Annotated in this window: 8 protein-coding genes; 3 read left to right on the plus strand and 5 right to left on the minus strand. The window is 68.4% G+C overall.

Features of this window, described 5'->3' with window-relative positions; translation table 11 throughout:
- Positions 1-13: 13 nt before the first annotated feature.
- Genes AC5P7U_RS15985 through AC5P7U_RS15995 form a run of 3 tightly spaced genes read right to left on the minus strand, consistent with a single transcriptional unit; the run spans position 14 to position 2,654 of the window.
- Complete coding sequence (locus tag AC5P7U_RS15985; RefSeq protein ID WP_197563792.1) at positions 14-1,345, minus strand: O-antigen ligase family protein; 1,332 nt, start codon at positions 1,343-1,345, stop codon at positions 14-16.
- On the minus strand, positions 1,326-2,441 hold the full coding sequence (locus tag AC5P7U_RS15990; RefSeq protein WP_197563790.1) for a glycosyltransferase: 1,116 nt from the start codon (positions 2,439-2,441) through the stop codon (positions 1,326-1,328). Before AC5P7U_RS15990 ends, AC5P7U_RS15985 begins: the two co-directional genes overlap by 20 nt.
- Before the next feature lie 15 nt (positions 2,442-2,456).
- On the minus strand, positions 2,457-2,654 hold the full coding sequence (locus AC5P7U_RS15995; protein ID WP_005410967.1) for a zinc-finger domain-containing protein: 198 nt from the start codon (positions 2,652-2,654) through the stop codon (positions 2,457-2,459).
- Between the two features lie 376 nt (positions 2,655-3,030).
- On the opposite strand from AC5P7U_RS15995, the gene AC5P7U_RS16000 reads away from it, so the two are divergent.
- The gene (locus tag AC5P7U_RS16000) at positions 3,031-6,375 is read left to right on the plus strand and encodes a GH92 family glycosyl hydrolase (RefSeq protein WP_006468272.1); all 3,345 of its coding nucleotides are present in this window, start codon (positions 3,031-3,033) and stop codon (positions 6,373-6,375) included.
- A gap of 420 nt (positions 6,376-6,795) precedes the next feature.
- Here AC5P7U_RS16000 and AC5P7U_RS16005 read toward each other — a convergent pair whose 3' ends face one another.
- Positions 6,796-9,087, minus strand: a complete 2,292-nt coding sequence (locus tag AC5P7U_RS16005) for an NADP-dependent malic enzyme (RefSeq protein ID WP_006468371.1) — start codon at positions 9,085-9,087, stop codon at positions 6,796-6,798.
- 230 nt (positions 9,088-9,317) lie between these two features.
- Positions 9,318-10,661: a dicarboxylate/amino acid:cation symporter gene (locus tag AC5P7U_RS16010; protein ID WP_006468434.1), complete on the minus strand. Its 1,344-nt coding sequence runs from the start codon at positions 10,659-10,661 to the stop codon at positions 9,318-9,320.
- Positions 10,662-10,995: 334 nt separating this feature from the next.
- Between AC5P7U_RS16010 and AC5P7U_RS16015 the strand changes: the two genes are divergently transcribed.
- Positions 10,996-12,162, plus strand: a complete 1,167-nt coding sequence (locus AC5P7U_RS16015) for an OprO/OprP family phosphate-selective porin (protein WP_008268245.1) — start codon at positions 10,996-10,998, stop codon at positions 12,160-12,162.
- A 66-nt stretch (positions 12,163-12,228) separates the two neighbouring features.
- Positions 12,229-14,871 carry a PAS-domain containing protein gene (locus tag AC5P7U_RS16020; RefSeq protein ID WP_197563791.1) on the plus strand — a complete coding sequence of 881 codons (2,643 nt, stop codon included), beginning with the start codon at positions 12,229-12,231 and terminating at the stop codon, positions 14,869-14,871.
- Positions 14,872-15,034: the final 163 nt, after the last annotated feature.

The following is a 15,034-nucleotide window of genomic DNA, read 5'->3' on the forward strand; positions in this document are numbered from 1 at the left end:
CCAAGGTTGGCAACTACCGTATTGGCGGGGAATCCCCTGCCTCGCGCGCCAGCAGGCTGCCGGCGAACAGGGCCGCCAGCATCACTGTCAGGCCGCCCCAGAACGCGGAATAGAACGCCAGGTGGGTGTTCAGCGGAAACACCGTCACCGCCAGCGCCAGCATCGCCGGGCGCGCGCGCTCACGCGCGGCCGGCGGTGCATAGCGCCATGCCCGCCAGGCCTGGGCAACCGCCGCCAGCCACAGCAGCAGGCCGAGCACACCGGTCTCCGCCAGGATTTCCAGCACGATCTGATGGGCATGCAGCGCAGGGGCATTGCCCCAGACCGCCGGACCGTCATCGGCGACGCAGGCCGGATAGGCATCGCGGAAGCCGCGTGCGCCGACACCATTGACCGGATGTTCTTCAATCATGCACACGGCGGCCTGCCAGATCCGCGTGCGACCGGACAGTGCCTGGTCGACACCGCCTTCGCTCCCTTCCCAGGCGATCGCGGTCCGCGCGAAGCGTTCGCGCAGCTGCGGCACGCTGGCGGTCAACGCGCCCGCTGCCAGCACCGCGATCAGCGCCAACAGCGCCAGACGCTTCCAGCCGAACTGACGCACGCCGCTGTAGGCCAGCACCAGCACGAAGGTGATCCACGCGGCACGCGCCCCTGCCAGCAACAGCACGCAGCCAAGCGCGGCGGCCGCCAGCAACCAGCCCGCATTGCCGAAGCGCCGTGCGACCGGCAGCAGCAGGAACGGTGACAGGCTGGCCAGCACCTGGCCGAATTTCAGGTTGCACGGCCCGAGCGCGCCACTGAGGCGGTCAGCCAGCGCGGCTTCGTCCGCGGGGCACAACGCGCGGCCACTTACCGCCAGTTTCAGGTGTTCCAGCGACCAGAACCATGGGCTGGTACCGGCCACGGCCTGTACCAGTGCATCCAGCGTCCACGCGCCGGTGATCAGCGCCAGGCCACCGAAGGTCAGCCGCCGCCGTTCCGGCGTGGCCACGGCGATTGCCACCAGCCACATGAAAGGCAGGTAGCGCAGCCCGGCAGCGGCCTTGGTCCACGACGCCGACGGGTCGATGGCATCGATGACCGAGAACGCCTGCGGCAGCCAGTAACCAAGGAACAGGATCGAGGTCAGCGCCCAGGCCGCCGTGCTCAACAGGTGCGGGCGGCGCTGCAGCCGGCGCGTGACCATGCGCGCGGCAGCATAGACCGCGCCCAGTCCCAGCACGGTTTCGGCGATGCCCGGCAGCGGCCACATCGCCACGTACGCCAGCACCCACCAGGGTGCCCAGCGCCCGGCGCGGTCGTCGCGCAGAGCAACGGTGGCGTCAGCCGGCAAGGTCGGCATAGAGGCGGAGGGTGTCACGCTGCATGGCCTGCAGGGTAAACGGGATGCGCGCCGGCAGCGACGGCGGCTGCGCCAGCAGGGCCAGCGCACGTTCACTCAGTGCGCGCGCATCGCCGAGCGCAACCGCACCACCGGGCTGCAACTGCCGCAGCAGTTCACCCACGCCGCCATGGTCCCAACCCAGTACCGGGCGGCCGACCGACAGCGCCTCGACCACGGTACGGCCGAACGCTTCGGGCTTGTCCGACAACTGCAGCACCAGGTCGCTGGCCGCGTAGGCCTGGGCGATGCGCGCGGTCGGCGAGTTGATCTGCACAGCGTCGGCCACGCCCAGCGCCGCCGCCTGCCTGCGCAGATCCGCTACATAGGCTTCGCGGCCCGGTTCATCGGTGCCCAGCATCCACAGCTGGGCCGGCACACCGGCCGCGCGCACGTCGGCCAGCAGCTGCAATGCATGGGCATGGCCCTTCAGGCGGGTGCCCCGCCCCGGCAGCAGCATCAGCGGGCCGTCCACCTGCCCCAGCCACGGATAATCGGCGGCCAATGCCAGCCGCGGCCGACGGTCGGCGCGCGCGACGCGCGGGAACTGGGCGACGTCAACGCCGCGCGGGATCACCTGCAGCGTCGCTTCGGGCACCGTCGGGTAATGCCGGCGCACGTAGTCGCGTACCGTGTTGGATACACAGATCACGCGCTCACCGCTGGTCATCACTGCGCTGTAGCGGCTGGGTGAGTTCAGCCCGTGCACGGTGGTGACCCAGTGCGGGCGCTGTGCGGCGGGCATGGCGCGGATCGCGTACAGGCCCAGCCAGGCCGGCAGCCGCGAACGCGCATGCACGATGTCCGCGCCGACCTCGGAGAACAGGCGACGCAGGGTCGGCAGATGCCGCAGGGTCAGCAGCGACTTGCGGCCGATGTCGAGGGTGAGGTGCTCGGCACCACTATCGAGCAGCGGCTGCACCAGGCGGCCACCGGCGGAAACCACCAGCGCGCGATGGCCGGCGGCGACCAGGGCCGCAGCGATTTCCAGGGTCGAGCGCTCGACACCGCCGGAGTGCAGCGCCGGCAGCAACTGCACCACGGTCAATCGGCGCATCGAAGGGGCGGCCGCTTAGTCGGCCAGCACGAACACGGACCCGCAGTACGGGCACTGCGCTTCGCCGTTGGGCTCGTCTTCGATCGGCAGGTACACGCGCGGATGCGAGTTCCACAGCGCCATTTCCGGGGTCGGGCAGCTCAGCGGCAGGTCGCTGCGGTGCACGGTGTAGCGCTTCTCGGCGTTGGCGGGCGCGGTGGCGGTATGGCTCATGGCGGATGTCGATGAACGGGTTGCGAGGGCTGTGATTCTAGCATCCGGGCCGCCTCGACATTACGCCGACGCCCCGCAGGCCGGAACGGCAGGGCGATTTCTTCAATCGATCCAGCGGGTTCGCGCTGGAAACCCGCCGACCGCGCTATTTCCCGCATTTGGATCGAACTAAATGGCACTTGCCAGCTCGCGGCGGCTGTTGCAGGATCGGGCCAGGTCGCGACCCGACCTGCCCTCTTCGACCCGATCGCATGGCCCGCCCCCACCGGACCTGCATCGCCTCTCCCACTGCCATCCCGGCGGGCGGAGCGATGCTGTCCGTGGTGCCCGCCGATGCGGGTTCTGCCCGCCGCCAGCCCTCCCGGGAGATCCCTGCATGACCCTGTCCGATCCACGCCGCGCCTTGCTTCCGCTCGCCCTGGCCCTGGCCTGTGCGACCACTGCGACGCCGGCCCTGGCACAGGGGCTGCAGACCTCGTTTGAGCCGGGCGAACCGGCCCCGGCCCCGGCGGCGGGTGGGTTGCAGGTTTCGATCGGCAACGGTCCTGCCGCGCCCTACACCGCCAAGCGCAATGCCGGTTACAGCGGCCTGCACGCACTGCGCTACAGCAGCGACGGCGGCAGCGCGCGGCGCGCGCTGTTCAAGACCGATCTGCCGATCGAGGCCGATACCACCCTGTCATGGCTGGTGCTTCCGGAAATCGTCGGCAAGGACACGGTGGCCTCGACGTATGTCTCGCTGGACCTGCTGCTGGACGATGGCAGCCGCGTGTCCTCCAGCGCTGCACGCGACCAGCATGGCGTGGCCATCGGCGCGCGCGCGCAGGGCGCGTCGAAGACGCTGTATCCGCAGCAGTGGGCGCGCAAGGCGATACGCCTGGGCGAGGTATCCGCACTGCAGGGGCGTCGCGTGGTGGCGATCGAACTGGAGGTGGCCAGTGCCGAAGGTGCACCGGTGTCCGGCTGGATCGATGACGTGCGCCTGGACGCACAGCCACATTCCCGGCCACAGCGGGTCTCCGACTGGGTGCTGACCACCCGCGGCACCCAGGCCAACGGCACCTTCTCGCGCGGCAACAATTTCCCGGCCACGGCAGTGCCGCACGGATTCAACTTCTGGACCCCGGTGACCGATGCCGGTGCACTGAACTGGCTGTACCGCTGGAACGAGCAGAACGATGCGCAGAACCGTCCGCAGCTGCAGGCGCTTGCGCTGAGCCACCAGCCCAGCCCGTGGATGGGCGACCGCCAGACCTTCCAGGTAATGCCCTCGGCCAGCCGAGGCGTACCCGATGCCGACCGCCGCAAGCGTGCGCTGTCGTTCGATCGCCGCCACGAGAGTGCGCGCCCCTATCGTTACGACGTGCGCTTCGACAACGGCATCGCAGCGTCGATCGCGCCGACCGACCATGCGGCGCTGTTCCGCTTCGAATTCCCCGAAGACGGCGACGCCAACCTGCTGTTCGACAATGTCGATGCGCGCGGCGGGCTGAGCCTGGATGCCGCCACGCAGACCCTGACCGGCTACACCGATACGCGCAGCGGCCTGTCCAACGGCGCCAGCCGCATGTACGTCGCGGCCAGTTTCGACAAGCCGTGGCGCAGCAGCGGCCGCATCGACACCGGCCGCCCCACCGGCTACATCAAGTTCAATGCCGGCAGCGAGCGGCGGGTGACCATGCGCATCGCCACCTCGCTGATCTCGGTGGACCAGGCCCGGCACAATCTGGCGCTGGAGATTGCTGCGGCCGATACGCTGGAGAGCGTGGCCGGCCGCGCGCAGGATGCCTGGGATGCACGCCTGGCCCGCTTCGATATCGGCGATGCCAGCGACGACCAGAAGACCACGCTGTATTCCAGCCTCTACCGGCTGTACCTGTATCCCAATTCCGGCCACGAGAACGTGGGCAGCGCGGCCGCACCGGACTGGCGCTACGCCAACCAGGCCAGTGCCAGCGAGGACAACACCGACGGCAGCGCGACCCGGACCTTCGCCGCCGTGCGCGATGGCAAGGTGTTCGTCAACAATGGGTTCTGGGACACCTTCCGCACCACGTGGCCGGCCTATGCGCTGTTCACGCCCGACGATGCCGGGCAGCTGGTGCAGGGCTTCATCGAGCAGTACCGCGCCGGCGGCTGGATCGCACGCTGGTCGTCGCCGGGCTATGCCGACCTGATGGTCGGTACCAGCTCCGACGTGGCCTTCGCCGATGCGTGGCTGAAGGGCATCGGCGGCTTCGATCCGGCCGAGGCCTATGCCGCCGCGTTGAAGAACGCGACCGTGGTACCGCCGGACCGCCACGTCGGCCGCAAGGGCATGGACCGTTCGACCTTCCGCGGCTACGCCAGTGCGGACGTGCATGAGGGCATGTCGTGGACGATGGAAGGCGCGCTCAATGACTTCGGCGTCGCCAACATGGCCGATGCCCTGGCCAAGCGCGCAACCACGCCTGCCGCGCGCGAGCGCTACAGCACCGAGGCCGACTACTTCCGCTACCGCGCGGCCAGCTACGCAACGATGTTCGATCCGGCGGCGGGTTTCTTCCAGGGCCGCACTGCCGACGGACACTGGCGTGTGGATTCCAGCCGCTACGACCCGCGCGTGTGGGGCCACGACTACACCGAGTCCAATGGCTGGACCTTCGCCTTCACCGCCGCCCACGATGGTGAGGGCCTGGCCGCGCTGTACGGCGGCCGCGACAGGCTGGCGGCGAAGCTGGATGCCTTCTTCTCCACCCCGGAAACCGCCGACCCGGCGCTGGCCGGCTCCTACGGCGGCACCATCCATGAAATGACCGAAGCACGCGACGTGCGCATGGGCATGTACGCGCACAGCAACCAGCCGGCGCACCACATCCCGTGGATGTACCTGTACGCCGGGCAGCCCTGGAAGACCCAGCAGTACGTGCGCGAGATCCTGTCGCGGCTGTACGTCGGCAGCGAGATCGGCCAGGGCTATCCGGGCGACGAGGACAACGGCGAGACCTCGGCATGGTACGTGCTGGCTTCGCTGGGCCTGTACCCGCTGCGCATGGGCGCCCCGGAGTACGTGATCGGTTCGCCGGCATTCCGCCACGCACGCGTGGAACTGCAGGGCGGCGCGGTGCTGACCGTGAACGCGGCCAACAACTCACGCGAGAACGTCTATGTGCAGTCACTGAAGATCAACGGCAAGCCCTGGACCAGGACCTGGGTGCCGCATGAACTGATCGCCAAGGGGGCAACGCTGGACTTCGTGATGGGCCCGCAGCCGTCGCGCTGGGGCAGTGGCGTGGACGACGTGCCGCCTTCGCTGACCGCGCGTGGCCAGCGTCCGCAGCTGCTGCACGACCTGCTAGGCCACACCGCGAAGGCGACGCTGGCCGATGGCCGCGCCCTGCCGGTGCTGGTGGATGACGATGCCGGCACCACGGTCGGCCTGGGCGGGGGCGCGACCATCGCGCTGACCGGGCTGGCCGAGGGCGCCCCGACGATGTACACGCTGACCAGCGGCGACGGCAGCATCCGCGGTGGCGAATGGGCGCTGGAGGCCCGCAGCGGCGACGGCAGCTGGACGCTGCTGGACCAGCGCAGCGGCGAAGACTTCGAATCCGCTCGCCAGACCCGGCCGTTCCGCATCGCCAGGCCCGGCCGCTACAGCGAATACCGCTTGCGCCTGGTGGCGCCGGGCCGGATGCCGCTGGCGGAGATTGAACTGCTGGCACCCGGCGCGGCGCAGTAAGCCGCATGCACGGTGGGCACGGATGCCCGCCGCGCCGCGGCAGCTGGCGGCCTCAGCGCGACCGCACGAATCCTGCGTACAGCGCGAACAACTGCTGGAAGTACCGCCGGGTCACTCGATTGCGCATGACACTTTCGCCGATGGGGAGATGGTCGGGCCCAGGGTGGGAAGGCCGGTCCGGTCCCTTCCCACGGCCGGGCCGCGTGGGCGTATTGGGCCGCAGCGGCGTTGCAGGCAAATGACCGGGTTGCGAAGCGCGTGTGGCACGGACCAGCGGTAGAGCCGGCCGCTGGCCGGCTGCGGTGGTGGTGGACATGATTGCGGTTGCCGGCCAGCGGCCGGCAGGACCCGTTTCCGCCTTGCGGAAACAGAAACGCGCCCCGTGGGGCGCGCTTCTGCAACTGGAATCGGGAAGAAGGCTTATGCCTTCTTTTCCGCTTCCAGCTGCTTGCGGATCTGCGCATCCACCGCGGCGATCGCGGTCATGTTCAGGATCCGGCGCGAGGTGGCGCTGGTGGTCAGGATGTGCACCGGCTTGTTCACGCCCATCAGGATCGGGCCGATCGCCACACCGTCGGTGAACACACGCACCAGGTTGTAGGCGATGTTGGCCGCTTCCAGGTTCGGCAGCACGAACAGGTTGGCGCGGCCCTGCAGGGTCGAGCCCGGCAGCAGCTTCTGGCGCAGTGCTTCATCCCACGCGGTGTCGCCCTGCATTTCGCCGTCCACGTTCAGGCGCGGGTTGCGCTTGAGCAGCAGCTCGCGCACCTGGCGCATCTTCAGCGCGTCCTTCGAATCATGGCTGCCGAAGTTGGAATGCGACAGCAGCGCCACCTTCGGTTCGATGCCGAACAGCTTCATGCGGTAGGCCGCCTGCAGCGTGGCTTCGCACAGCTGCTCGGCGGTCGGATCTTCCTGCACGTGGGTATCGACGAAGAAGAACACGCCCTGCTGGTTGATCACGCCGGTCATCGCCGAGGTCGAGGTGACCTTCGGCTCCAGTGGCAGCACGCTGCGCACGTAACCCAGCTTCTTGTGGAAGCGGCCGACGATGCCGGTCAGCATCGCATCGGCTTCGCCACGCGCCACCATCACCGCGGCGATCAGGGTCGGGCGCGAACGCATCAGGTTCTTCGCCGCGGCCACGGTCACGCCACGACGGCCGGTCAGGCCGTGGTAGTACTGCCAGTACTCGTTGAAGCGCGGGTCGTCGTTGATGTTGGTGACTTCAACGTTCTCGCCGATCTTCAGGCGCAGGCCGAGGCGTTCGATGCGCGACTCGATCACTTCCGGGCGGCCGATCAGGATCGGGTGCGCCAGGCCGTCATCGACCACGTTCTGCACCGCCTGCAGCACCACTTCCTCTTCGCCTTCGGCATACACCACGCGCTGCTTGTCGCTGCGCGCGCGGTCGTAGACCGGCTTCATCATCAGGCTGGTGCGGTAGACGAACTGGGCCAGCTTGTCGCGGTAGGCGCCCATGTCGGCGATCGGACGCGCAGCCACGCCCGAATCCATCGCGGCCTGGGCCACGGCAGCCGACAGCTCCACCAGCAGGCGGCGGTCGAACGGGCGCGGAATCAGGTATTCACGGCCGAAGCTCGGGGTCTCGCCACCATAGGCCGAGCCCATGTCGGTGGCGGCACGGCGTGCCAGCGCGGCGATGGCGCGCACGCAGGCGATCTTCATTTCTTCGTTGATCGCGGTCGCGCCCACGTCCAGCGCACCACGGAACAGGTACGGGAAGCACAGCACGTTGTTGACCTGGTTCGGGTAGTCCGAACGGCCAGTGCCGATGATCGCGTCCGGACGCGCGGCACGCGCCACTTCCGGCATGATTTCCGGGGTCGGGTTGGCCAGCGCGAAGATCACCGGATCCGGCGCCATGGTCTTGACCATCTCTGCGGTCAGGATGCCCGGTGCGGACAGGCCCAGGAAGATATCGGCGCCGTCGACGATCTCGGCCAGGGTGCGCTTGTCGGTGTCGCGCGCATAGCGCTGCTTTTCCGGATCCAGGTCGGTACGGCCGGTATGGATCACACCCTCGCGATCGAAGGCCAGGATGTTCTCCGGCTTCAGGCCCAGCTGCACCAGCATGTTCACGCAGGAAATGCCGGCCGCGCCCATGCCCGTGGTCGCCAGCTTCACGTCCTCGATCTTCTTGCCGGTGATCGCCATCGCATTGAGCACGGCTGCGCCGACGATGATCGCCGTGCCGTGCTGGTCGTCATGGAACACCGGGATCTTCATGCGCTCGCGCAGCTTGCGCTCGACCACGAAGCATTCCGGCGCCTTGATGTCTTCCAGGTTGATGCCGCCGAAGGTCGGCTCCAGCGAGGCGATGATGTCGACCAGCTTGTCCGGGTCGGTTTCATCCACTTCGATGTCGAACACATCGATGCCGGCGAACTTCTGGAACAGCACGCCCTTGCCTTCCATCACCGGCTTGCCGGCCAGCGCGCCGATGTTGCCCAGGCCCAGCACCGCGGTGCCGTTGGAGATCACCGCCACCAGATTGCCGCGCGCGGTCAGCTCGCTGGCCTGCTGCGGGTCGGCCTTGATCGCTTCACAGGCGTACGCCACGCCCGGCGAATACGCCAGCGACAGGTCGCGCTGGGTCAGCATGGGCTTGGTAGCGGAAACCTTGATCTTGCCGGGCGGAGACATCCGGTGGTAATCGAGGGCGGCCTGTTTGAAATCTTCGTTGGACATCGATGTGGGTTACATGAATGGGCAGAAGGGACAGGGGATGATACCCCCGTTGGAGCGTCTGGACCTGTCGCTATCCTGTCGCAGGCATGCTGCGACCGCACAATTCCGTGCCGTATGCGACCAGACCTTGATACCAGCTTCGGCGCCTCGCGTGACAGCCGTGGGACGCCTTGAAACGCCGCGGGGCCGTACCACTGTCGTGATCGGCCCCGCGGTACCACACACCTGGATCAGCCCTTGGCCGGCAGCGCCTCGGGCAGCGCATCCACCGGCGGCGGCAGCTCGCTTTCGCGGCCATCCAGCGCCAGCTGCAGGCGGTTGCGGTCCAGTGCGCCTTCCCAGCGCGAGACCACCACGGTGGCCACGGCATTGCCGATGAAGTTGGTCAGCGAGCGGCATTCGCTCATGAAGCGGTCCACGCCCAGGATCAGCGCCATGCCGGCCACCGGCACTTCCGGCACCACCGCCAGGGTGGCGGCCAGGGTGATGAAGCCGGCACCGGTAACACCGGCCGCGCCCTTGGAGCTGAGCATGGCGACCAGCAGCAGGGCGATCTGGTGGCCCAGGGTCAGTTCGGTGTTGGTGGCCTGGGCGATGAACAGCGCGGCCAGGGTCATGTAGATGTTGGTGCCGTCCAGGTTGAACGAGTAGCCGGTCGGGACCACCAGGCCCACCACCGACTTGCTGCAGCCGGCCCGTTCCATCTTCTCCATCAGCGACGGCAGCGCCGACTCCGACGAGGAGGTGCCCAGCACCAGCAGCAGTTCGGCCTTCAGGTAGCGCGCCAGCTTGAACACCGAGAAGCCGCACAGGCGGCAGACCAGGCCCAGGATGACCGCCACGAACAGGAACGCGGTGAGGTAGAACGAGCCCACCAGCCAGGCCAGGTTGATCAGCGAACCGACGCCGTACTTGCCGATGGTGAAGGCGATCGCACCGAAGGCACCGATCGGGGCGGCCTTCATCAGGATGTGCACCAGCTTGAACACCGGGGCGACCAGCGCCTCCAGGAAGTTCAGCACCGGCTTGCCCTTCTCGCCCACCATCGCCAGTGCGATGCCGAACAGCACGGCCACGAACAGCACCTGCAGGATGTTGCCGTCGACGAAGGCGCTGAGCAGCGTCTTCGGGATGATGTCCATCAGGAAGCCGACCAGGGTCAGGTCATGCGACTTCTCGACGTAGCTGTGCACCGCGGTCTGGTCCAGCTCGGCAGGGTTGATGTTCATGCCGGCGCCGGGCTGCACCACGTGCGCCACGATCATGCCGACGATCAGCGCCAGCGTGGAGAAGAACAGGAAGTAGGCCATCGCCTTGGCGAACACCCGGCCCACGGTGCGCAGGTGGGTCATGCTGGCGATGCCGGTGACGATGGTCAGGAAGATCACCGGGGCGATGATCATCTTCACCAGGTTGATGAAGGCGTCGCCGAGCGGCTTCATCTTCTCGCCGATCAGCGGTTCGTAGTGGCCGAGGATGGCGCCCAGGACGATCGCCACGATCACCTGGAAGTACAGCTGGCGATAGATCGGCAACGGCTTTGCAGGCGCCGGGGCTGCGGTCGGGATGTGCATGGCGTACTCCGGAAGGGGCGTTTTCAGGCACGTACGGCCCCCGGGACAGCACGGGAACCGTTACCGTGGAAACTGATCGCGGGCCCCGTGCTGCATGCACGGGGGGGTGCGACCAATGGACGCCTTTGTACGCGCCAGGCACGCCGGCGCAGATAACCTATTGGTACTAGCCCCCCGGTTCAGGCGGCCACGGTGCCTACACTGGCGCCGCACCGCCCGATCCCGGGGAGGCCGGTGGCCCAGGCTGAACGGCCGGGCGCGTCCTTGCGAAAGTTCCGGCCCTTGCGGCCGTTGATGTCCTGTCCACACGCAATCCGAGAGAGCCGCACCCAACATGCGCCCGATTCCCACCTTGCTGGCCCTGTCGCTGGCCGCCCTTCCCGCCTTCGCTTCGGCAGCGGATTTCGACAACTGGCCGACCAAGTACACCTTCGGCGATGGCACCGAGCTGGCCGCCACCGCCAACATCGCCTACGACTACAACGACTTCTCCTCGGCCAGCGGCCTTGAGGACGATGATGCCGTGCGCCGCAAGGAATTCGGCGCAACGTTGAAGAAGAAGGGCGTCTACGACGCGATGGTCTACTACGACTTCCAGGCCGACACCTGGCTGGACGTGTTCGTGCGCTTCGAGAGCAAGGCGTTCTTCGGCCGCGACGTGGGCCGTTTCCGTTTCGGCTACATGAAGACCCCGGTTGGCCTGGATGCGAACACCTCCTCGCGTGCCGGCAGCTTCCTGGAAACCGCGCTGCCGGTGCAGGCGTTCTACGCCGGCCGCCGTACCGGCGTGGAATGGGTGCTGGAGCGTCCGCAGTACCTGCTGCAGGCCGGCGCCTATGGCGGCAAGGACCTGCAGGGCGACAACCCCGGCACCACCCAGGCGGTACGCGCGGTGTGGACGCCGGTGAAGGCGCCGGGTGACGTGATCCACCTGGGCGTGGCCTACTCGCAGGAAAATCCTCGCGGCTACAGCGATGGCCGCGATGTGCACCACGAAGCCAGCGCACGCCTGCGCGCACGTCCGGAAGCTGGCCTGACCGACATCCGTTACGTCGACTCCGGCGCGCTGGTCACCGCCGACCAGATCCGCCGCACCGGCCTGGAAGGCATCTGGATCCGCGGCCCGTTCTCGCTGCAGGCCGAAGCCCTGCAGGCCACCGTCACCCGCAAGGGCCTGCCCGACTACACCGGCAGTGGCCAGTACGCGATGGCCAGCTGGGTGCTGACCGGCGAATCGCGCCCGTACAACGCCGGTGCTGTGGCCAACATCAAGCCCGCGCACAACTACGGCGCGGTCGAACTGGTGGCACGCTACAGCCGCCTGGACCTCGACGACGGCAGCATCCTCGGTGGCCGCCAGCACGACCTGACCCTGGGTGCGAACTGGTACCTCACCAGCCACTTCAAGTTCCAGGCCAACTACGTGAAGGTCGACGCCAGCCGTCGTGGCGTGCACAGCACGCCGGAAATCTTCGAGCTGCGCGCGCAGATGCACTTCTGACCCCTTCCACGTCAGACCCCGGCGGGCGTGCATGCCACGCCCGCCGGCCCTGCGTAGACTGCCGCCATGTACTGGCTCAGCCGCCATCGGATGCTGTTGCTGACCATCCTGGTGATGGTCGGCGGTACCGTGCTGTGCGCGGTCGCCGCCGGACATTACGCCTGGCGCCGCGCACTGGGCGAGGAAAGCAGCCAGGTGCAACGCCAGCTGCAGCTGTATGGCCAGGGCCTGCAGCAGCGCATCGACCGCTTCGGTACGCTGCCGCAGGTGCTGGCACTTGATCCGGACCTGCTGCATGCCCTGCGCGTGCCCCCCTCGCCTGCCGAACGGCAGCGGCTGAACCTCAAGCTGCAGCGTGCCAACGAGGTCACCCGCGCCTCCACCCTGACCCTGGTCGGCCACGACGGCGTGGCCGTGGCGGCCAGCAACTGGGACCAGCCGACCACCAACGTCGGCGAGAACTACAGCTACCGCCCGTACTACCGCCAGGCGCTGGCCCAGGGCCGTGGCCGTTTCTACGGCATCGGCATGACCACTGGCGTGCCCGGCTACTACCTGTCGCAGGCCATCGAGGAAGACGGCAAGCGGCTGGGCGTGGTGGTGATCAAGGTCGAGCTGTCGGCGCTGGAGCAGGAATGGCTGAGCAGCCCGGACGTGGTGCTGGCCAGCGACGACCACGACGTGGTGTTCCTGGCCAACCGGGACAACTGGCGCTACCGCCTGCTGCGCCCCTTGGGCGCTGATGAACGCCGCGAAATGCTCGACGCCCGGCAGTACGCCGACCGTGCCCTGCAGCCGCTGCGCGCACGCACCGAGGACGTACTGGCCGACGGTGGCCGCATGGTGCGCCTGCTCGACCCTGCCCTGCTACAGCCGATGCTGTGGCAGAGCCTTGCACTGCCCGCCGAAGGCTGGAACCTGCACCTGCTGCACGACGCCAGCGCTGCCACCGCCGCCGGCCGTGCGGCGGCCCTGACCGGTGGCGCAGCGTGGCTCGCACTGGGCTTCCTGGTGCTGTTCGTGCAGCAGCGCCGGCGCCTGGCCAAGCACCGCCTGCGCAGCCGCCGTGAACTGGAAACCCTGCTCAAGCAGCACGCGCAGGAGCTGCGCACCGCGCAGGATGGCCTGCTGCAGGCCGCCACCGACGCCGACAGTGGCCTCAGCCGCAGCCTGGAACACCTGCCACAGGGCGTGGTGGTGATCGACCGCGAGCTGCGCCTGGTCGCGTGGAATTCGCGCTACCTCGAGCTGTTCCGTTTTCCCCTGGAACTGGTGCGCGTGGGCCGGCCCATCGAGGAGCTGTTCCGCTTCAACGCGCGCCGCGGCCTGCTTGGCCCGGGCCCGGTCGACGAGGCGATCGAACGCCGCCTCAACCACCTGCGCAGTGGCCGCCCGCACATGCGCGAAAGCGAGAAGGACGATGGCACGGTGCTGGAGATCCGTGGCAATCCGCTGCCCGACGGCGGCTTCGTCACCAGCTATGCCGACATCACCAGCTACAAGAACGCCGCGCGCGAACTGCGCTCGCTGGCCGACGCACTCGAGCACCGCATCGCCGAGCGTACCCACGACCTGGACGAAGCCCGCCGCGAAGCCGAGCAGGCCAACCGCTACAAGACCCGTTTCGTCGCCTCGGCGGTGCACGATCTGCTGCAGCCGCTCAATGCCGCGCGCATGTTCGTCTCGGTACTGCGCGGCAAGCTGAGCGATCCGGCACAGCAGCAGACCAGCGACCACATCGACGCTGCACTCGCGGCGCAGGACGCGATCCTCAACAGCCTGCTGGATATCGCGCGGCTGGAGTCGGGAAGCCTGCCGACCCGCGTGCAGGCCTTCCGGCTGGGGCCGCTGCTGCAGACACTGGCGCGCGAGTTCGGCATCGCCGCACAGTCGCGCGGGCTGGTGGTGGACTGGGTCGATACCGATGCGGTGGTGGTCAGCGATGAAGCGCTGCTGCGGCGCATCCTGCAGAACTTCCTGTCCAATGCGCTGCGCTACAGCGAACGCGGCCGCGTGCTGCTCGGTTGCCGGCGCCGCGACGGGCTGCTGTGGATCGAAGTACACGACCAGGGACCCGGCATTCCCGATGCGCTGCAGGGCGAGATCTTCGAGGAATTCCGCCGCCTGCACGACGGCCAGCAGCGCGGTGCCGGCCTTGGCCTGGCCATCGTCGACCGCATCGGCCGCCTGCTTGGCCATCCGATCCGGCTACGCTCGCACGTGGGCCAGGGCAGCGTGTTCGCGGTGGGTGTGCCGTTCGGCGACGCCAGCGCGATTCCCACCACGGCACCGGCGCCGGTGCTGGTGCAGGAACCGGCCGCGGATAATCCGCTGCGCGGGCGTCGGGTCTGGGTGATCGATGACGATCCCCACGTCTGCGCGGCCAGCCGCGCGTTGCTGGAACGCTGGGGCTGCGAGGTGATGCTGGCCGATGGTCCGCAGGCCGCGCTGCAGCTGGCCAGTACCACAAGCGTGCCGGAGCTGGTGCTGCTGGACGTGCGCATGGGCGATCACCATGGTCCGGTGTTGTACGAGACGCTGGCGGGGCTGTGGCAGGCACGCCCGCCGGTGGTGCTGGTGACCGCCGAGCGCGATGCGGGGTTGCGCGAGATGGCCGCCGAGCGCGGCTGGGGAATGATGGCCAAGCCGGTGAAGCCGCCGGCGCTGCGGGCGTTGATGAGCCAGCTGCTGATCCGCCATCGCGGGTAGTTTCCAGCCAACGGCGCAGCCCCTCGTGGGTGGAGTCTGGTTGGTCGCGGAAAGCAGAAGCCGCGAGTGGGCCGGTCGGGTCGGGTGCGCGGGGGACGCCGTGAATCCGTCCCTGGAGGCTTGGCAGCCGCATCCATGCGGCTGACACCCCCGCGCACCCAAC

The sequence above is a fragment of the Stenotrophomonas sp. YJH_SMC_57 genome, assembly GCF_059369755.1.

What these genes read in the sequence shown, in the direction of transcription:
- AC5P7U_RS15995 (WP_005410967.1), bottom strand. Translation starts at nt 2,654, where the DNA reads ATGAGCCATACCGCCACCGCGCCCGCCAACGCCGAGAAGCGCTACACC.
- AC5P7U_RS16020 (WP_197563791.1), top strand. Translation starts at nt 12,229, where the DNA reads ATGTACTGGCTCAGCCGCCATCGGATGCTGTTGCTGACCATCCTGGTG.
- AC5P7U_RS16005 (WP_006468371.1), bottom strand. Translation starts at nt 9,087, where the DNA reads ATGTCCAACGAAGATTTCAAACAGGCCGCCCTCGATTACCACCGGATG.
- AC5P7U_RS16015 (WP_008268245.1), top strand. Translation starts at nt 10,996, where the DNA reads ATGCGCCCGATTCCCACCTTGCTGGCCCTGTCGCTGGCCGCCCTTCCC.
- AC5P7U_RS16000 (WP_006468272.1), top strand. Translation starts at nt 3,031, where the DNA reads ATGACCCTGTCCGATCCACGCCGCGCCTTGCTTCCGCTCGCCCTGGCC.
- AC5P7U_RS16010 (WP_006468434.1), bottom strand. Translation starts at nt 10,661, where the DNA reads ATGCACATCCCGACCGCAGCCCCGGCGCCTGCAAAGCCGTTGCCGATC.
- AC5P7U_RS15985 (WP_197563792.1), bottom strand. Translation starts at nt 1,345, where the DNA reads ATGCCGACCTTGCCGGCTGACGCCACCGTTGCTCTGCGCGACGACCGC.
- AC5P7U_RS15990 (WP_197563790.1), bottom strand. Translation starts at nt 2,441, where the DNA reads ATGCGCCGATTGACCGTGGTGCAGTTGCTGCCGGCGCTGCACTCCGGC.